Genomic DNA, 18,419 nt, shown 5'->3' on the forward strand with positions numbered 1-18,419 from the left:
GCCCGCGCGCGCGGGCGAGCCCGCGATCCGAGCCGTGCCCGAACTCAAGCCGACCTGGCCGAGCAGCACCTTCAGCAGCGAGGTCTTGCCCGAACCGTTCGGCCCCAGGACCGCGACGAATTCACCCGGCGCGACGGTGAGGTCCAGCCCTGCCCAGAGGGTTCGCTCCCCGTACGACAAGCGGGCGGCTTCGAGTCGCACCGCGGCCGAGTCGTCGCCGATGTTCGATCGCCGTTCCACCCCGTCGGCGTGCTCGGTCAGCGCGGCTCCCTTGTTCATCTGCTCAGCCCAGCGCGGCGGCCAGCGCCTGCGCGTTCTTCGTCTGCCACTGAATGTAATCCACGCCGTCGGGCAGGGTCTCGGTCACCTCGACGACGGTGACGCCCGCGCTCTGCGCGGTGCCGCGCAGGTCCTTGGTGATCTTGTCCTCGGTCTGCACGTTGTAGATCAGGGCGCGGACCCGCTTGCCGTTGAGGAGGTCCTGGGTCGCCGCCACGGCCGCGGGGGCCGGGTCGGTCTCCTGTTCGATGGCTTCCTGGAACTCGTGCGGAGTCAGGTCATCGGCTCCGGCGGCGGCCACGAGGTAGTGCGCCAGGGGTTCGGTTTGCAGCACCGGCGTCTTCGGGTGCTCGGCGGCGAGCTTGCCGGTGATGGCGGTGACCGCGGCGAGACGGTTCTTGAACGTCGCGGCGCGCCCGGCGTAGGCGGCGGCCTTGTCCGGGTCCAATTCGCCGAGCTGGGCGGCGATCCGGTCGGCGACCACGTCGACGGTGCGCACGTCGTACCAGACGTGCTCGTTGTCGTCGCTCTGGTCGGCCCGCAGGGCGAACGCGTCCACGGTGCGTTTGTTGGTGCCCGCCACCGCCTTCTCGGCGAACTCGTCGTAGCCGCCGCCGTTGTAGACCACCAGGTCGGCGTCGCTGAGCGCGGCCGATTCGACGGCGGAGGTCTCGTGCGAGTGCGGGTCGGCGGACGGATCGGTGATCAGCGCACGGACGGCCGCGTCGGGCCCCGCGACGGCGGCGGCGATATCGCCCCAGACGTCGGTGGAGGCGACGACCGATGGCCGACCGTCGTCGTCGGAGCTGCCGCAGGCGGTCAGCGTCAGGGCGGAGGCGACCCCCACGGCGATGCCTGCGCAACTGATGGCGAATCGAGTTCTCACGTGGGGGTACTCCTGGCCGTGCTCTAGATCATAATGGAAATCGTTCCCGTTAACTGTAGCAGGGGCCGTCAAACGATCGGGTGCGATGCCGGCGCAAAAGCCGAATGCGAAGGGCCCGTGAACGATTCCTCGTTCGCGGGCCCTCAGCTCGTACGCGCGGTCAGACCAGCGCGGCCTCCACCGGCTGTCCGAGCAGCTGCGCGCAGCGCAACAGGCCCAGATGGCTGTAGGCCTGCGGATGGTTGCCGAGCGAACGTTCGGCCACCGGGTCGTACTCCTCGCTGAGCAGCCCGGTCGGGCCCGCCACGTCGACCAGCTGGGCGAACAGCGCCTCGGCGTCGGAGCGCTTGCCGATCAGCAGGTACGCCTCGACCAGCCAGGCCGCGCACAGGTGGAATCCGCCCTCGCCGCCGGGCAGGCCGTCGTCGTGGTGGTAGCGGTACACCGTCGAGCCGCTGCGCAGCTCGGCCTCGGTCGCCACGACCGTCGCCGCGAAGCGCGGGTCGGACGGGTCGATCAGGCCGCTCAACCCGATGTGCAGCGTCGCCGCGTCCAGGTCGGTGCCGTCGTAGGCCGCGGTGTAGGACTGCACCTCGTCGTTCCAGCCCTTGGCCTTCACCTCGTCGGCGATGGTGTCGCGCAGCAGCGGCCAGGCCGGATCGGCCTCGCGATCGAACTTCTGCGCCAGCGTCAGCGCCCGGTCGACGGTCAGCCAGCCCATCACCTTCGAGTACACGTGGTGGCGGGGGTTGCCGCGGATCTCCCAGATGCCGTGGTCGGGCTCTTGCCAGCGTCGCTGCACCGCCGAGACCATGGCGCAGACCAGCTCCCAGTCGGCGTCGGGCAGCACGTCGGCCGGATCGGTGACGCCGCGCAGTTCCCTGGCGTGCGCCAGGGTGGCGATGAGGTCCACGATCGGACCGAAGACGTCCAGCTGCACCTGCATGTTGGCCGCGTTGCCGACGCGCACCGGGCGGGAGCCTGCGTAGCCGGGTAGCTGGTCGATCGAGGCCTCCGGCGGCAGTGTCTCGCCGTACAGCGTGTACAGCGGGTGCAGCCGCTCGGGGCCGGGCAGCGTCTCCAGCACACGGTGCACCCAGCCGAGGTAGTTCTCGGCCTCGTCGAGCGAGCCGAGCGAGACCAGCGACTGCGCGGTCAGCGCCGCGTCGCGCAGCCAGCAGTAGCGGTAGTCCCAGTTGCGCACGCCGCCGATGTCCTCGGGCAGCGAGGTCGTGGCGGCCGCCAGGATCGAGCCGGACGGCGCGTGCACCAGTCCGCGCAGGGTGAGCGCGGAGCGTTTCATCAGGTCGGGCTTGAGCGGCGGCAGCGTGAGCGTCCCGGCCCAGTCCGACCAGTACCGCTCCGCCTCCCGTCGCCGCTCCGTCTCGCTGGTCGGGGAGGGGTCGAGATCGGTGGTGCCGCAGCGCAATTCGAGCACGATCGGACCCTTGGACGGGTCCACCACGGCCCGTGCCGACTCGTGGGTGCCGTCGGAGACGATCTCCCACCGCACGCCGGGGGAGCGCAGCACGATCGGGTCGTTGGTGCCGTACACCCGAAGCCCGCCCTCCTGCGCCTCGAGGTTCACCGGCACCTGGCCGAACTCCGGACGGGGCGCGAAGGTGACCACGGCCTTCGCGTCGCCGGTGATCACCCGGGTGAGGTCGGTGCGGGTCGGGGCCACGTCGTGCGGCAGATAGTCGGTGACTTGCAGCTTGGCCCAACGAGTTTCGACGGTCATCGTGCCGTCGACGTAGCGCTGCGAGAGCGGCAGCCCGGGCCGCTCGGGCTCGATGGTGAAGTGGCCGCCCTGCGGGCCGCCGAGCAGGTGCGCGAACACCGCGGCCGAGTCGGGCTCCGGGTGGCAGAACCAGGTCACCGTGGCGTCCGGAGTGAGCAGGGCGACCGAGCGCGGGCTGGCCAGCATGGTCAGCCGCTCGATGCGCGGCGCGCTCGCGCCCGCCAGCCAGGTCCGGCGCTCCTCCAGCAGGTAGGCCAGCGCGCAGGCCACGGCCTCGGTGCTGTCCACCCGGAACTTGGCCAGGCTCTCGCCTTCGCCGACCTTGATGCCGACGTCCGGGCCCGACAGCACGCGGAACGCCTTCTCGTCGGTGACGTCGTCACCGAAGAACACCGCGGCCGAGGCCCCCGCCTGATGCCGAACGGTGTCCAGTGCGGTGCCCTTGTCGGTCTGCACCACGGCCAGCTCGATGACGGCCTTGCCCTCGGTGACCTGCACGCCGAACCAGCACGCCGGACCGAGCCGGACCTGCGACAGCGCGCGATGGCCGATCTCCGGGCTGGCGTTGCGCACGTGCAACGCGACACTGGCCGGTTTGATCTCGACGGTGACGCCGGGGTTGTCCGCGGCGATCTGGTTCAGCGCGGTCTGCACCTCTCGGAGCAGATGCTTGGCGTCGTTGTCGATCGCGTGCACGAAGCCCACGTCGAATTCCGAGCCGTGGCTGCCGATCAGTTGCACCTCGACCGGCAGGCGGGACAGCGCCGCGAGATCTCGCAGCGCGCGGCCGGAGATCACGGCGGCAGTGGTCCCGGTCAGGCCGGCGAGGGCTCGTAACGCGCTCACCGATTCCCGATGGGGAAAGGCTTTGGTCGGGTCGGACACGATGGGCGCGAGTGTCCCGTCGTAGTCCGATGCGACCAGCAGCCGTGGCACGCGCGCGACCGTCGACAGTGCACGGCGAAGTTCCAGTGGCAGATCCTGTGCGCTCACGCATCCAACCTAGTGATCGGAGGAGTTGTTTCAGGGGGCGGGCAAAACAATACTGTGTTGAATTTGCCGCACAGAAGCGCGCCGGTTCGCGTGCGCACGATAACGCACGACCTGAACCGGTGTCCGGTAGATCTGCCCAGCTAACGGCAACGGTATCCGAGCGGGTGAGCTTCGTCGCAGCCCAGCGGGCCTTTCCAGGCCCGGTTGGTGGCCGGGCGCCGAAGAGCTTACTGGTTGCGTTCGCCCAGCAGGAGGTCGACGGTCAATTCCAGGCGTTCGGTGACGTCGGTGGCCGAGGCGCGCCGGGTCAGCCAGGCGACCAGATTCGACAGCCACACGTCGCTGATCACTCGGGCGATGGCCAGCTGACGTTCGGTGGGCTCGCCGTCGTTCATCGCGCGGGCGAACACGCGGTCCATCACCTTGCCGACGCGGTCCACCTCGGCGGCGGCCGAGGCGTCGGCGAACATGAACGCCCTGGTCATGGCCTCGGTGAGCAGCGGGTCGCGCTGCATCATCCGGGTGATCTGGGTGAGCAGCAGGTGCATGCGCTCCTGCGGAGACTGTCCGGCAAGCGGCTTGCGTTTGCCCTCGATCTGCTCGAACTCGCGCGACAACGCCGAGACCAGCAGGTGCACCTTCGACGGGAAGTAGCGGTACAGCGTGCCGACCGCGACATCGGCGCGCTCGGCCACCGCGCGCATCTGCACCGCGTCGTAGCCGCCCTTGGACGCGAGCGCCAAGGTCGCGTCCAGGATCCGCTTGCGCCGCTCGCGCTGCGCCGCCGAGCTCAGCTCGTCCTCGCTGAGCGTGGTGACCGTGGCGGCGGGCCGTCCCGCGCTCGGGTCGGCTGGCTGCGATCGGGACGGACTGGCCATTGATGAAAGTCCTTTCCGGAAACGTCGTTTCGTCGGCTGCGTGCGCGGTGTGGCTGCCGCGGCGATGGTCTCTTGACTTCCGCCCGGCTAGGATATTAGAACATGTTCTAGGTGTGGGAGTCACGCCGGAAAGGCGGTATGGAGTGTGACCATCGCCACCACTGACGAGCATAAAGCCGTTCAGGAGTCGATGCGCGGATGGGCCGCCTCGGTCCGTCCGATTGCAACAATGCGGGCCGGCGCGGCCGACTTCTGGCGCGCCTACTGGCCCGCGCTGGCCGAGATCGGGATCTTCCGCGTCGCGGTGGCCGAGGACGTGGGCGGCGCGGGCGGGTCGGTCTCCGATCTGGCCGTGCTGGTGGAGCAGGCGGCGCACGATCTGGTCGGCGGCCCGGTCCTGGCGACGGCTCTGGCCAATCTGATCACCGCCGGACAGCTCGACGAGGACCTGCCGTGCGGTGTCGCGCTCGACTTCGTCGTCGGTTCGACGGTGAGCGTACCCGCCGCAAGCGACGGTGTGTTGCTCACGGGTACCTGGGATTCCGTCCTCGGCGCCGCTCCCGGCACCGCCGTGCTGCTGCCGATCGACCACCCACAAGGGCAGCGGTGGTGCCTGGTCCCGCCCGACGCCGGCGGTCTGCGGGTGGAAGCGCTCGCGCCGCTGGATCCGAGCACGCCGCTGGCGCGGGTGCACTGCGCCGACCTGCGCGTGCCCAACGAACGCGTGTTCGTCGCGCCGCACGCGGCAGCGGACCTGCTCGTGGCGCTGGTCGCCGCCGAGCTGTCCGGGCTCGCGGGCTGGTGCCTGGAGACCGCGGTCGAATACGCCAAGGTGCGCGAGCAGTTCGGCCGCAAGATCGGTTCGTTCCAAGCGATCAAGCACATCTGCGCGTGGATGCTGTGCCGCACCGAACTCATCCGCGCCGTGGCGGCCGATACCGCGGCGGCCGTGGACGACGGCGGCGCCGAACTGCCGATCGCCGCCGCCATCGCGGCCGCCATCGCCCTGGACGCCGCGGTCGAGACGGCCAAGGACTGCATCCAGGTGCTCGGCGGCATCGGCTTCACCTGGGAGCACGACGCGCATCTGTATCTGCGCCGGGCGACGGCCTTGCGTCAACTGCTCGGCGGTTCGGCGCGCTGGCGGGCTCGGGTCACCGAGCTGACCCGCCGTGGCCTGCGGCGTACCACCGGCGCCGACCGGGTCTTCGCCGAGGAGGGCGTGGCCGCCGTGGACGGCGACAGCGCGCACGAACTGGCCGCCGAGGTCGCCCGGATCGCGGCGCTGCCCGCCGAGCGGCAGCGCGCCGCGCTGGTCGACGCGGGCCTGGTCATGCCGCATTGGCCGCGGCCGTACGGGCGCGCAGCGGACCCGATGACCGGCCTGGTGATCTCCGAGGAGCTGCGCCGCGCCGGCCTCACCGCGCCGGACCTGGCCATCGGCGGCTGGGCGATCCCCACCCTGTTGCAGCACGGCACGCCGGAACAGATCGAACGTTTCGCCTGGCCGACCCTGCGCGGCGAGGTGGTCTGGTGCCAGCTGTTCAGCGAACCCGAGGCGGGTTCCGACCTGGCGGCGTTGCGCACCACCGCGAAAAAGACCGACGGCGGCTGGGTGCTGCGCGGTCAAAAGGTGTGGACTTCACTGGGCGACAAGGCGAATTGGGCGATCTGCCTGGCGCGCACCGACCCGGATGCGCCCAAACATCGCGGCATCACGTACTTCTTGGTCGACATGCACAGCGCCGGGCTCGAGGTGCGCCCTTTGGTGCAGATCACCGGTGAGGCGCGCTTCAGCGAGGTCTTCCTCGACGATGTGTTCGTGCCGGACGACTGCGTGGTCGGCGCGCTGAACAACGGATGGAAGATCGCCCGCTCCACCCTGTCGACGGAGCGAGTCGCCATGGGCGGCAACGGCATCGGTCCGGTGCTCGAGGAGCTGATCGCGAAATCACCCGCCACCGGCCCCGGCGCGGAGTTGGTGAACGACCGGCTCGGCGGATTCGTCGCGGAGGCGATCGCGGGTCTGCTGCTCGAACAGCGCGCCGCGGTGAAGATGCTGGCGGGCGGGGATCCGGGTGCGCAGAGCAGTGTGCGCAAGCTGGTCGGCGTGCGCCACCGCCAGGCGGTCGCGGAATTCGCCGCGGAGGCGGCGGGCCCGCTCGGCGCGCAGGACTCCGAGGTGACCAAGGAGTTCCTGCTCACGCGCTGCCTGTCGATCGCGGGCGGAACCGAGCAGATCCTGCTCACCGTGGCCGCTGAGCGGATTCTGGGGCTGCCTCGTGACGCGGACAGCTAGCCCTACAGCCAATCGGGAGACAAGCGTGGACTTCACCAGGGACGAGGGCCAGGACGCGGTGGCCGAGGTCGTCGTGAGCTTGCTGGAGCGCGAACCGGCGCGCGACATGCGATTGTGGCCGAAGCTGGCCGACTCCGGTCTGCTCGTCGTCGCGTTGCCGGAGCGATTCGGCGGCGACGGTATGGGGCTGCTCGAAGTGTCGGCACTGCTCACCGAACTGGCCACCGACGCGGTGGCGGTGCCCGCGCTGCCGACGCTGGGCATGGGCGTGCTGCCGCTGGTGGCCTGTGCGCCGGAGAACGTGCAGTCGCTGGTGCTGCCCGGGGTCGCCGAGGGCGCGGTGCTCACCGCGGCGCTGAGCGAACCGGCGGCGCCGTTCACGATCAAACCGGAGACCAACGCCGTGCTCAGCGGCGACACGGTGCGCATCACCGGGCACAAGGTCGCGGTGCCGTACGCGGAGGAGGCGAGCTGGCTGTTGGTGCCGACCGATGCTGGCATCGCCGTCGTCGACACGCACGCCGCGGGCCTGACCCGCACGCCGACGCCGGTCTCCGGCGGCATTCCCGAGTACACGGTCCGGCTGGACCAGGTGGAGATTCCGGCCGACCAGCTGTGGCCGGTTGGTCTCGCCGACCTGCACCGGCTGGCGCTCGCCTCGATCGGATCGGTAGCTGACGGATTGCTCAAGGGGGCGATCACGCTCACCGCCGAGCATCTGCGCACCCGCCACCAGTTCGGCAGGCCGCTGGCCGAGTTCCAGGCGGTGGCCCAGCAGATCGCGGACCTGTACGTCGTCTCGCGGACCCTGCACGTGGCCGCGGTCTCGGCGAACTGGGCGCTGGCGCAGCACGAGCCGAGCCAGGAGCACCGCGAGCGCACCGACGACGACCTCGAGATCCTCGCCTACACCGTCGCCGCGGAATTGCCCGCGGCCATGCAGAAGTGCCATCACCTGCACGGCGGCCTCGGCGTGGACGTGACCCACCCGATGCACCGCTACTACTCACAAGCCAAGGACATCGCTCGCTGGCTCGGCGGGGCGTCGTTCCGGCTCGACCGATTGGGGGCCAGATGTTCATCGACCTGACCACCGAGCAACGTAGGCTGCGCGACGAATTGCGCGCCTACTTCGCCGATCTCGTGACTCCCGAGGAGGAGGCCGAGATGGCGGTGAACCGGCACGGCGACGCCTACCGCGCCGTGGTGCGCCGGATGGGTCGCGACGGCTGGCTCGGCGTCGGCTGGCCGAAGGAATTCGGCGGGCAGGGCTTCGGGACGGTCGAGCAGCAGATCTTCTTCAACGAGGCGGTCCGGGCCGACGTCCCGCTCCCGCTGGTGACGCTGCTGACCGTCGGCCCCACCTTGCAGCAGTTCGGCACCGAGGAGCAGAAGCAGCGGTTCCTGCCCGGGATCCTCTCCGGCGATATCCATTTCGCCATCGGCTACTCCGAGCCGGACGCGGGCACCGACCTCGCCGCGCTGCGCACCTCGGCGGTGCGCGACGAGTCCGGCGACTGGATCGTCAACGGGCAGAAGATCTTCACCACGGGCGCGCACGAGGCCGACTTCGTCTGGCTGGCCTGCCGCACCGGCTCCACCGAGTCGCGCCACCGCGGCATCACGATCCTGATCGTGGACACCACCGACCCCGGCTACTCGTGGACGCCGATCATCACCTGCGACGGCGCGCACCACACCAACGCGACCTATTTCGACAACGTGCGCGTCGCGGCGAACATGCTGGTCGGCGAGGAGAACCGGGGCTGGAAGCTGATCACGACGCAGCTCAACCACGAGCGGGTGAGCCTGGGTCCGTCCGGCAAGATCGAGCAGCTCTACGACCGGGTGCGCGACTGGGCGCGACCGCGCGGCGTGCTCGCCGAACTCGACGTGCGCCGAGCGCTCGGCCGCATCCACGCCATGGTCCGGTTGAACGAACTGCTGAACTGGCAGGTCGCCGCGACCCATGACGGAGACCAAGCGCAGGTGATCGCCGACGCGTCCGCGACCAAGGTCTACTCCACCGAATCGCTCCAGGAGGCGGGCAGGCTCGCCGAGGAGATCGTCGGCCGCTACGGCGACCCTGCCGACCCGGCCACCGGCGAGCTGCTGACCTGGCTGGACCGCAGGACCAAGCAGAACCTCGTGGTCACCTTCGGCGGTGGCGTCAACGAGGTGATGCGCGAACTGGTCGCCTCGTCCGGTCTGCGGTTGCCGCGAGTACCCCGATAACGAGACAAGGAGCCGCGCGTGCCGGAAACCACCACTCCGGAAGCGATCGTCGCCGCAGCCGAAGCCATCAAGGCGGCGGGTGCGAGCGCGCCCCGTTTCGGGCGCGATCCGGTGAACCAGCCGATGATCAACAACTGGGTCGAGGCGCTCGGCGACGCCAACCCGATCTACGTCGACGAGGAAGCGGCGCGCGCGGCGGGACATCCCGGCATCGTTGCGCCGCCCGCCATGGCTCAGGTATGGACCATGTTCGGCCTCAATGGTTCTCGTCCCGCCGACGATCCGATGGGAGCGGCCACGGAGCTGCTCGACGCCGCCGGATACACCTCCGTGGTCGCCACGGATTGTCAGCAGACCTACCACCGCTACCTCGAAGTCGGTGAACAGGTCTCGGTCACCAGCACGCTGTCGGACATCCGCGGCCCGAAGCGGACCGCGCTGGGCGAGGGCTGGTTCGTCACCTTCCGGACCACTTGGCGGGTCGGCGACGAGGTCGTCGCCGAAATGCTGTTCCGGCTGCTGAAATTCGCTCCCGGCACCGCCGCGCCGAAAGCCGCGGAGGGCACGCGGGTCAAGCCGCTGGTCTCCTGGGACACCGAATTCTTCTGGGAGGGGACCAGAGCGGGCGAGCTGCGGATCCAGCGGCTGCCGGACGGCTCGCTGCGGCACCCGCCCATTCCGGCCATCTGGCAGGACAAATCGAAACCGACCGACTATGTCGTCGCCTCCGGGCGCGGCACCGTGTTCAGTTACGTCGTGCACCACGCGCCGAAGGTGCCGGGGCGGCAGCTGCCGTTCGTGGTGGCGCTGGTCGAATTGGAGGAAGGCGTGCGCATGCTCGGTGAACTGCGCGGCATCGACCCGGCCGAGGTGCGGATCGGCCTGCCGGTCGAGGTGGGCTTCGAGAAGCTCGACGACGAGGCGACGCTGCCGGTCTGGCAGGTGGTCTCATGACCGCCGCCGTCGAACCCGGCGCCGTGCGCGTCGGCACGGTGCTGCCCGAGCTGGTGATCCACGCCGACCCCACGTTCGTGATCAGCACTGCCCTGGCCACCAGGGATTTCCAGGACGTGCACCACGACAGGGACAAGGCCGTCGCCCGCGGCTCGAAGGACATCTTCGTCAACATCCTCACCGACACCGGCTTGGTGCAGCGCTTCGTCACCGACTGGGCGGGTCCGCGCGCGGTCGTCAAGTCGATCGCGCTGCGCTTGGGCGTGCCGCTCTACGCGGGGGACACGCTGACGCTCACCGGCACGGTGACCGCGCTGGAGGGCGAGGACGTGCACATCGACGTGGTCGGCACAGACAGCCTCGGCGACCACATCACGGCCACGGCCGTCATCGCGTTGCGGAGGGCCGATGTCTGAGCAGACGATTTCCGGGCGCGCCGCAGTCGTCGGCATCGGCGCCACCGATTTCTCCAAGGATTCCGGGCGCAGCGAACTGCGTCTGGCCGCCGAAGCGGTCACCGCCGCACTGGCCGACGCCGGTCTGACGCCCGCCGACGTGGACGGCCTGACCACGTTCACCATGGACACCAACACCCAGGCCGCCGTGGCCAGGGCGGTCGGTATTCCGCAGCTGAAGTTCTTCAGCCACATCGGTTACGGCGGCGGCGCGGCCTGCGCCACCATTCAGCAGGCCGCGATGGCGGTGGCCACCGGCGTCGCGGACGTCGTGGTGGCCTATCGCGCGTTCAACGAGCGGTCGGTGTCCCGGTTCGGGCAGTTCTCCACGGCGCTGGCCACCGCGCCCACTTCCTCGGGCATCGACGCGGGGTGGTCCTATCCGCAAGGGCTGGGCACGCCGGCCGCGCAGGTCGCGATGGTCGCCCGGCGCTACATGCACGTCTACGGGGCCACCAGCGCGGACTTCGGCCGCGTGGCCGTCGCCGACCGCAAGCATGCCGCGGTGAACCCGGCCGCCTTCTTCTACGGCAAGCCGATCACGCTGGAGGACCATCAGAATTCCCGCTGGATCGCCGAACCGCTGCACCTGCTGGATTGCTGCCAGGAATCCGACGGAGGCGTCGCGATCGTCGTCACCAGCGTCGAGCGGGCTCGCGACCTGCCGCAGCGGCCCGCCGTCATCGCCGCGGCCGCCCAGGGTTCCGGCGCCGACCAGTACGTGATGACCAGCTACTACCGCGACGCCATGACCGGTCTTCCGGAGATGGGCCTGGTCGGCGCGCAGCTGTGGGCGCAGAGCGGGTTGGGTCCGGAGGACATGCAGGCCGCCATCCTGTACGACCACTTCACCCCGTTCGTCCTCATGCAACTGGAGGAACTCGGGTTCTGCGGCCGGGGCGAGGCGAAGGACTTCATCGCCGACGGCGCCATCGAGGTCGGCGGACGCCTGCCGCTCAACACCCACGGCGGCCAGCTCGGCGAGGCGTACATCCACGGCATGAACGGCATCGCCGAAGCCGTGCGCCAGATCCGCGGCACCTCGGTCAACCCGGTCTCCGACCTGACCAACATCCTGGTCACCGCGGGCACCGGCGTGCCGACCTCCGGGCTCGTGCTCACCGCCGACTGATCGGTCTGCCGCGCGTACTCGCGTCCGTACTTCGCACCTCTCACGGTGCGGAGTACCGGCGTGTGCGAATCCATCACGGTGCGTGGGTGGCGCGTAGCTTGGGGCGAGTGGTGGCCCGACATGTGGTGGATGTGCACGTGCTGCTGCTGCGCGGCGCGGAATTGTTGCTGAGCAGGCGGCGCAGCGCGGACGAGTTCGACGGGTTGTGGCATCTGCCCGCCGGGAAGCTGGAGGCGGGGGAGTCCGTGCTCGCCGCGACGGTCCGCGAAGCCCGGGAGGAGGTCGGCGTCGTGATCGACCCGGCGGATCTGCGGCACGTCCATTCCGCGCATGTCGTCGAGCCGGGGCGAGAGGCCAGGATCGGTCTGTTCTTCGAGACTCGCCGCTGGTCGGGCGAGCCGCTCAACCGCGAGCCCGACAAGTCCTACGAGCTGCGGTGGTTTCCGCTCGCGAATCTTCCGGAGACGCTCATCCCCTATCCGGCCGCGGGTATCCGTGGCTACCTCACCGGGGTGACCTACAGTCAGCGGGGCTGGCCGAGCTGATCACACCCGCAAGTACGCGGCGAGGACGCGGGTGAGTTGCCGGACGCTCTCCGGCGTGTTCGGGCGCAGGGCGGTGCGGTTGCCCGCGAAGCGATCGAAGACGGCTCCCTCGACGACGGCGACGAAGTCCTCCGCTCTGGTGTCCGGATCGGGCGCGCCCATGGCGTGGAACAGCTCGCGGGCGCGGTCGACGGAGAACAGGCTGCGCGCCAGCCGCGGATGCAGGTCGGGATCGTCGAGCAGGTCGATCAGCAGCGCGTGCCGAGCGATCAGGTGGGCGCGCCGCTGCGCCAGCAGCCGGTCCAGCCAGGCGGCGATGGCCTCCGCGACCGATTGCGCGGCGGCGGGCCGCAGTGCGGCGGCGGCGAAATCGTCGCGGGAGCGGGTGGTGATGCGCTCCACGATTGCCTCGATGAGGGCGCGTTTGGTGCGGAAGTAATACGAAGCCGACCCGGCGGGCAGGCCCAGTTCCGCGTCCAGCGCGCGGTGGGTCAGCGCGCGCAGGCCGTGCGCGGCGATCAGTTCGATGGCCGTTTCGACGAGGAGCGCGCGCCGGTCGCCTGTGGACATGATCACCCTTTCTGGCCGCCGCGCGGCTCGTCCTCTACAAATGTAGAGGACTTTGGAGGTGTCATGGACTCCCGGTGGGATGCCGATCAGGAGCGGGCGGCGGCGCGATTGCGTGAGCTGGTGGATCGGCGCGGCAGGCCGGTTCGGCGTCACCGGGGCATCTATCTGCACGGCAGGCCCGGACGCGGCAAGACCATGCTCATGAACCGGTTCTTCGCCGAGGTGGCATCGGGGCGTAAGCGGCGCTACCACTTTCACCAGTTCTTCGCCGGTCTGCATGCCGCGGCGCACGCGTCCGGATCGATCGATGCCGCGGTGGACGCGCTGCTCGGCGACGCCGTGCTGGTCTGCTTCGACGAGTTCCATGTGCACGACATCGGTGACGCGATGCTGATCGCCCGGCTGCTCGACACGCTGTTCGCCCGCCGCGTCGCGCTGGTGGTGACGTCGAATTATCCACCCGACGGGCTGCTGCCGAATCCGTTGTTCCACGACCGGTTCGTGCCGACGATCGAGCGAATTCTCGCCAACATGGATGTGGTGGCCGTCGACGGCGCGACCGACTACCGCACCCTCGGTTCGCCGAGTCCTGGTGCGGGATTCGCGGCCGGACGATACATCGTGGCGCCGCCGAGGCGCACGATCGCGGAGCCGTTGCCGACTTCGGCCGTCCGGAATAACGGTGCGGCGCAGCGGATCGACGAGTCGACCGTCGAAATTCGCGTCGGCGCTCGGAGTTTGCGCGCCATTGCCACGGACCGAAGCGCACTCGTCATCGACTTCGCCGCTTTGTGCGGGGTCCCAACTTCCGCGGCGGATTATGTTTCGCTGGCTCAACGTTTTCCGCGCTGGGAAATCCGAGACGTGCCACGGCTGTGCGAAGTTCCGATCGACTGGGCGACGCGTTTCGTGAACGTCGTCGACGTGCTCTATGACGCCGATCGCGAACTCACCGTCATCGCGTCCGCGGCGCTCGGCGAGCTGGTGCGGGAGGTACGGGAGGTGCCGGATATATCACGTTTGAAGAGTCGGCTTTGTGCTTTGTCCCAATCCTCGCCCGATATCGCCCGGTAGTCACCGTCGCGTCGGCCGACCCGTCGCCTCCCCGCACAGTTGCGGTTCAAGAGGAGGGACTCCGAAGTATTCCATTCCATCCCGAGCGGACCGCTCGGCATGTAACTATGTGGCTGTTTTGTGGAGTACTCAGATTTGGTGGTAACGCAGTGGCCAGGGCGCGAGCGCCGATATCGCGCGTGATCGTGCTGATCACGCTGCTGGCTTTTGCCGCCATAGCGTTGCACGGATACATCCCAGGAATCACCGAGAACGAGTCGCGCAGGCAGGCCCCGTCCGCCTTGTCGGTCGCGCTCATGCCGGTGTTGCTGACCGTGTCGATCGTGATCCTGCTCGCGGGCATCATCGCGAGCCAGCATCGGTTGCCGCTGGCCATGCCGGAGCCGGAACGCGAGGACGAGCGCAGGCAGTGGCGGCTCGGCCGCGCGGGGCTGGCAGTGCTCGGTGCGCTCGCGCTGCTCGGGGTGCTGTTCGCGGCCGTGTCGGCGATCTACTTCATCGGCGCGAGCAGGCCGAGCGAGCCCGCGCGCCCGGCACCGCCCGCCACCACCACGGGCGCCGCGCCGGTAGCGGGGACGCCGCCGCCCGCCGAACGCGAGCCAAGGTCGGCGGAGTTGACCGGGACGGCGCTGGTGCTGGCAGGCATCGCGGCCGCGGGTCTGGTGACGGTGGCGATGAGCGGTTTGGTCGTGGTCGCGGTGTCGTCGCGGCGCAGGCCCGTCCCGCCGCAGGCGCCCGCGGTCGCGGCGACGCCCACCGTGGTCGACTCGCTGGCCCGCGCCGCCGAGATGGGCTTGGCCGCGATGAACGCCCCTGGCCAGGACCCGCGCACCGCGATCATCGCCTGCTACGTCGCGATGGAGCGCGGCCTCGCCTCCGACCGCGCCGCCGCCCCCCTCGCCTCGGACACCCCGATGGAAGTGCTTGCCCGCGCGTTCGAACGCGGCGCGCTGCACGACGCGTCCGCACGCGAGCTGGTCGCCCTGTTCGAGGAGGCCAGGTTCAGCCCGCACGCCATGCTCGAATGGCAGCGCATGCGCGCCGAGCAATTGCTGCGCATCGTGCTCGCCGACCTGCAAGGGGAGGTGCCCGCGTGACCGGCCGGGTGAGAAAGGACGTCGCGTGAATCGGATGGGGGTGGTGATCACCTGCGTGATCGTCATCGCGGTGATCGAGCTGGTCGCCGTCGAACGCGCCCGCGGGCTGCTGCTGCTCGTCGCGGGCATCCCGGTCGCGGTGGCGCTGGGCTGGCTGATCTGGTCGCTGCTCGAGCGCGCCGAGGCGGGGGACGCCGACGAGATCGAGGACATGGAGAACGGCCCGGCCGAGATGTTGCAGCGCTGGCACGCCAGGGCGCAGATGCTCGCCGACCGGGCGGACGGCAGCCGTGCCGATTGGGACCGGCACCTGCGTCCGTTGCTGGCCAAGGAGTTCGAGCTGTCCAGCGGCCAGCGGGTGGCGAAGAACCGCAGAGCGGTCGAGGCGGCGGGTGTCCACCAGTTCGGGCCGGAACTGTGGCGCTGGGTGGACCCGGCCAATTCGGCCCTTCGTGATCAGACCGGCAGGGCACCGGGACGTGCGGCGCTGGACGAGATCCTGAGCCGCCTGCAGAGAATGTGAAATGGGTTGAGGCAAGTGCGGGTACACACATGACCATGCCGATGGACATGACCATCCAGCGCAGCGAGGCCGTGCTCCGGGAGTTGTCCCGGGTCGTGGTCGGCAAGCAGGACGAGTTGCAGTTGATCATGATCGCGGTGCTTTCCGGTGGGCATGTGCTGATCGAGGACTTGCCCGGCCTCGGCAAGACGCTGATCGCGAGATCGTTCGCGTCCGCGCTCGGGTTGCAGTTCACCAGGGTCCAGTTCACTCCGGACCTGCTGCCCGCGGATCTGCTCGGTTCGACGATCTACGACATGTCCTCCGGTCGGTTCACCTTCCGTCGCGGGCCGGTGTTCACCAACGTGCTGCTGGCCGACGAGGTGAACCGCACCCCGCCGAAGACCCAGGCCGCGTTGCTGGAGGCGATGGCGGAGGGCCAGGTCAGCATCGACGGTGAGACGTTCGTGCTGCCGCAGCCGTTCATCGTGCTGGCCACCGACAACCCGATCGAGTACGAGGGCACCTACCCCCTGCCGGAAGCCCAGCTCGACCGCTTCGCCATCCAGCTGCGGCTGGGATACCTGTCCGAGCACGACGAGACGCAGATGATCCGCCGCAGGCTGGAGCGCGGGGCGCAGCAACCGCAGGTCAACCAGGTCGTCGACGCCAACGGCCTGCTGGAGATGCGGCAATCCGTGGAGTACGTGACGGTGCACCCCGACGTGGTGAGCTATGTCGTCGCGCTGGCATCGGCGACCAGGGGGCACCCGCAGGTCGAGGTCGGCGCCAGCCCCCGCGCGGAACTGGACCTGGTGCAGATGTCCCGGGCGCGTGCGCTGCTGCTCGGCCGCGACTATGTGATCCCCGAGGACGTCAAGGCGCTGGCGATCCCGGCCATGGCGCACCGGATCACGTTGCGGCCGGAGATGTGGGTGCGCCGCATCCGCGGCGAGGACGTGATCACCGAACTGCTGCGCCGTCTGCCGGTACCGCGCGCCACCGTGACATGAGGCATCGCGACGCCAGCTCCGCGGTCGACGCCGAATTGCGGTGGCGACCAGCACCGCTGGTCTTCATGCTCGCGGGGTGCGCCGCCGCGGCCCTGGTGCTCGCGGTGGTGCTCGGCCGGTGGCAACTGCTCGTGTTCGCCGCGCCGCTGCTCGGCGTGCTCGCCACCGCGCCGTGGCAGCAGTCATCGACCAGGATCCAGGTCGACGGCGGCGGCACGCTGCGCTGTTTCGAGACCGAGGAAGTGACGCTCACCGTCGCCGCCTTCGTGGAGAAGGGCCACGCGCTGTTGCGCCTGAAGCCGGAGCGCTCCACCGGGCTGGAACTCCAGGTCGAGGAGGCCAGCGATTCCGGAATCGCGCCTGCCGGGTTGCGGCTGGCGCTCTCGGCGGGCAGGTGGGGGCGCTACCCGATCTCGGTGCGGGTCTCGGCGCTGAGCCCCGCCGGGCTCTCCGTCGCCACCGCGGTGCTGCCCGCGGGGCAGCTGTTCGTGTATCCGATCACCGATCCGCAGCGGATGCGCCTGCCGCGCACCGAACTTCCCGAGCGGCTCGGCACGCACCTGACCCGCAGGCACGGTCCCGGCGTCGAGTACGCCGACATCCGCGCCTACGCCCCCGGCGACCAGTTGCGCATCGTGAACTGGCCGGTGAGCGCGCGGCGTGGGCGGCTGTATGTCACCGAGCGGCTGACCAACCGATCCGCGGACGTCGTGGTGCTGGTGGACACCTCGCAGCAGGCGCCGGGACCGGCCACCGATTCGCTGGAGCTGTCGGTGCGCGGCGCGGCGCAGGTGGTGCAGTCGACACTGCAGGCGGGCGACCGGACCGCGGTCGTGTGCCTGGGTCAGGAACCGCGCTGGCTGCGGCCGGACATCGGCCGCCGCCAGTTCTACCGCATCGTGGACACCGTGCTCGACGTCGGCGAGGAGCACATCCCGACCACCGGCACCCTCGCGCCGCACGCGGCCGTGCCGCTCGGCGCGATCGTGGTGGCCTTCTCCACGCTGCTGGACACGCAGTTCGCGCTCGCGATGATCGATCTGCGCAAGCGCGGGCACGTGGTGGTCGTGGTCGACGTGCTGCGCGGCACGCCGTTCCGCGAGGATCTCGACCCCATCCTGGCCAAGATGTGGCAGCTGGAGCGCGCGGCGATGTACCGCGACATGGGCACCGTCGGCGTCGACATCGTGGCGTGGCCGGAAGACGCGCGCCTGGACCAGATCATGCGGGTGCTGCCCGAGCACCGCAGGACCGTGCGGGTGCGCCGATGACCAGATTCCTCGCCGTTCTCTCCGGGGTGTTGCTGGTGGCCTCGGTGGCGCTGCTGGAGCCGTGGATCGGCATTCCCGCCCTGGTCCTCGTCGCGCTCGGCTGGTGGCTGCGGCCGCTGGCGGTCTGCGCGGTGCTGCTCGCGCTCGCCGTGCTGGCGATCGCCGACGCGGGCGTGCTCGCCTGCGCGGCAACGGGATTGGTGGCCACGACCTATCTGCTCAACGCCGCGACGGTGACCGCGCCGCACGGAGTGGTGCCCACCACGATCCCGTCGGTGACCGGTGCGGTCGGCTTCGCGGCGGTCGCCGTCGTCGCCGCGCTCGTCCCGCTGCGCCTGGCCTGGGCGCCACTGGCCGCGCCGGTGCTCGTGCTGCTGCTGTACGCCTTGGTGATCCAGGGCGCGGCCGCCCGGCGCGGGCGCGGCGACCGCGAACTTCCGGCGTCGGGCGAAGTCTGACGCCGTGGCGACAGCCCTCGGCACGAGTCCCTGCCCG

Annotated in this window: 18 protein-coding genes; 13 read left to right on the plus strand and 5 right to left on the minus strand. The window is 70.0% G+C overall.

Annotated elements, in window-relative coordinates; genetic code table 11:
* The 4 genes from ON21_RS02110 to kstR form a co-directional block, all read right to left on the minus strand.
* Nucleotides 1-279 (minus strand): ATP-binding cassette domain-containing protein (locus ON21_RS02110; protein ID WP_039794743.1); only part of this gene is annotated, 279 nt, incomplete at its 3' end.
* Nucleotides 280-283: 4 nt separating this feature from the next.
* The gene (locus tag ON21_RS02115; RefSeq protein WP_039794744.1) at nucleotides 284-1,165 is read right to left on the minus strand and encodes a metal ABC transporter solute-binding protein, Zn/Mn family; all 882 of its coding nucleotides are present in this window, start codon (nucleotides 1,163-1,165) and stop codon (nucleotides 284-286) included.
* 160 nt (nucleotides 1,166-1,325) lie between these two features.
* On the minus strand, nucleotides 1,326-3,899 hold the full coding sequence (otsB, locus tag ON21_RS02120; RefSeq protein ID WP_039794745.1) for a trehalose-phosphatase: 2,574 nt from the start codon (nucleotides 3,897-3,899) through the stop codon (nucleotides 1,326-1,328).
* A 227-nt stretch (nucleotides 3,900-4,126) separates the two neighbouring features.
* Nucleotides 4,127-4,777, minus strand: coding sequence for a cholesterol catabolism transcriptional regulator KstR (gene kstR / locus ON21_RS02125; protein WP_039794748.1), 651 nt, complete (start codon nucleotides 4,775-4,777; stop codon nucleotides 4,127-4,129).
* A 145-nt stretch (nucleotides 4,778-4,922) separates the two neighbouring features.
* Between kstR and ON21_RS02130 the strand changes: the two genes are divergently transcribed.
* The 7 genes from ON21_RS02130 to ON21_RS02160 all read left to right on the plus strand — a co-directional run bounded on the left by ON21_RS02130 (nucleotide 4,923) and on the right by ON21_RS02160 (nucleotide 12,397).
* Entirely contained in the window at nucleotides 4,923-7,076 is a 2,154-nt protein-coding gene (locus ON21_RS02130; RefSeq protein ID WP_039794749.1) for an acyl-CoA dehydrogenase family protein, read from the plus strand.
* A 25-nt stretch (nucleotides 7,077-7,101) separates the two neighbouring features.
* Complete coding sequence (locus ON21_RS02135) at nucleotides 7,102-8,166, plus strand: acyl-CoA dehydrogenase family protein (protein ID WP_039794750.1); 1,065 nt, start codon at nucleotides 7,102-7,104, stop codon at nucleotides 8,164-8,166.
* Nucleotides 8,151-9,311, plus strand: coding sequence for an acyl-CoA dehydrogenase family protein (locus ON21_RS02140; protein WP_039794752.1), 1,161 nt, complete (start codon nucleotides 8,151-8,153; stop codon nucleotides 9,309-9,311). Before ON21_RS02135 ends, ON21_RS02140 begins: the two co-directional genes overlap by 16 nt.
* A gap of 18 nt (nucleotides 9,312-9,329) precedes the next feature.
* Nucleotides 9,330-10,265, plus strand: coding sequence for a bifunctional MaoC family dehydratase N-terminal/OB-fold nucleic acid binding domain-containing protein (locus ON21_RS02145; RefSeq protein ID WP_039794753.1), 936 nt, complete (start codon nucleotides 9,330-9,332; stop codon nucleotides 10,263-10,265).
* Complete coding sequence (locus ON21_RS02150) at nucleotides 10,262-10,681, plus strand: MaoC family dehydratase (RefSeq protein WP_051020202.1); 420 nt, start codon at nucleotides 10,262-10,264, stop codon at nucleotides 10,679-10,681. The genes ON21_RS02145 and ON21_RS02150 overlap by 4 nt, the downstream gene beginning before the upstream one ends.
* Entirely contained in the window at nucleotides 10,674-11,852 is a 1,179-nt protein-coding gene (locus ON21_RS02155; protein ID WP_039794754.1) for a lipid-transfer protein, read from the plus strand. The genes ON21_RS02150 and ON21_RS02155 overlap by 8 nt, the downstream gene beginning before the upstream one ends.
* A gap of 86 nt (nucleotides 11,853-11,938) precedes the next feature.
* Nucleotides 11,939-12,397 (plus strand): NUDIX hydrolase, encoded by a 459-nt coding sequence (locus ON21_RS02160; RefSeq protein ID WP_245562428.1) that lies wholly within the window; start codon nucleotides 11,939-11,941, stop codon nucleotides 12,395-12,397.
* Here ON21_RS02160 and ON21_RS02165 read toward each other — a convergent pair whose 3' ends face one another.
* A complete protein-coding gene (locus ON21_RS02165) occupies nucleotides 12,398-12,967 on the minus strand; it encodes a TetR/AcrR family transcriptional regulator (protein WP_039794810.1) in 570 nt (189 codons plus the stop codon).
* Between the two features lie 63 nt (nucleotides 12,968-13,030).
* On the opposite strand from ON21_RS02165, the gene zapE reads away from it, so the two are divergent.
* From zapE to ON21_RS02195, 6 genes are all read left to right on the plus strand, one after another.
* Nucleotides 13,031-14,041, plus strand: a complete 1,011-nt coding sequence (gene zapE, locus ON21_RS02170; protein WP_039794758.1) for a cell division protein ZapE — start codon at nucleotides 13,031-13,033, stop codon at nucleotides 14,039-14,041.
* Between the two features lie 179 nt (nucleotides 14,042-14,220).
* Nucleotides 14,221-15,138: a DUF4129 domain-containing protein gene (locus ON21_RS02175; protein ID WP_039794759.1), complete on the plus strand. Its 918-nt coding sequence runs from the start codon at nucleotides 14,221-14,223 to the stop codon at nucleotides 15,136-15,138.
* Between the two features lie 34 nt (nucleotides 15,139-15,172).
* Nucleotides 15,173-15,661: a hypothetical protein gene (locus ON21_RS02180; protein ID WP_039794761.1), complete on the plus strand. Its 489-nt coding sequence runs from the start codon at nucleotides 15,173-15,175 to the stop codon at nucleotides 15,659-15,661.
* Between the two features lie 29 nt (nucleotides 15,662-15,690).
* Entirely contained in the window at nucleotides 15,691-16,653 is a 963-nt protein-coding gene (locus ON21_RS02185; RefSeq protein WP_039794762.1) for an AAA family ATPase, read from the plus strand.
* Nucleotides 16,650-17,924 carry a DUF58 domain-containing protein gene (locus tag ON21_RS02190; protein WP_039794763.1) on the plus strand — a complete coding sequence of 425 codons (1,275 nt, stop codon included), beginning with the start codon at nucleotides 16,650-16,652 and terminating at the stop codon, nucleotides 17,922-17,924. Before ON21_RS02185 ends, ON21_RS02190 begins: the two co-directional genes overlap by 4 nt.
* A complete protein-coding gene (locus ON21_RS02195) occupies nucleotides 17,921-18,382 on the plus strand; it encodes a hypothetical protein (protein WP_039794764.1) in 462 nt (153 codons plus the stop codon). The genes ON21_RS02190 and ON21_RS02195 overlap by 4 nt, the downstream gene beginning before the upstream one ends.
* Nucleotides 18,383-18,419 lie beyond the last annotated feature (37 nt).

Origin of the sequence: Nocardia araoensis NBRC 100135 (assembly GCF_000308435.1) — a bacterium.
GTDB lineage: Bacteria > Actinomycetota > Actinomycetes > Mycobacteriales > Mycobacteriaceae > Nocardia > Nocardia araoensis.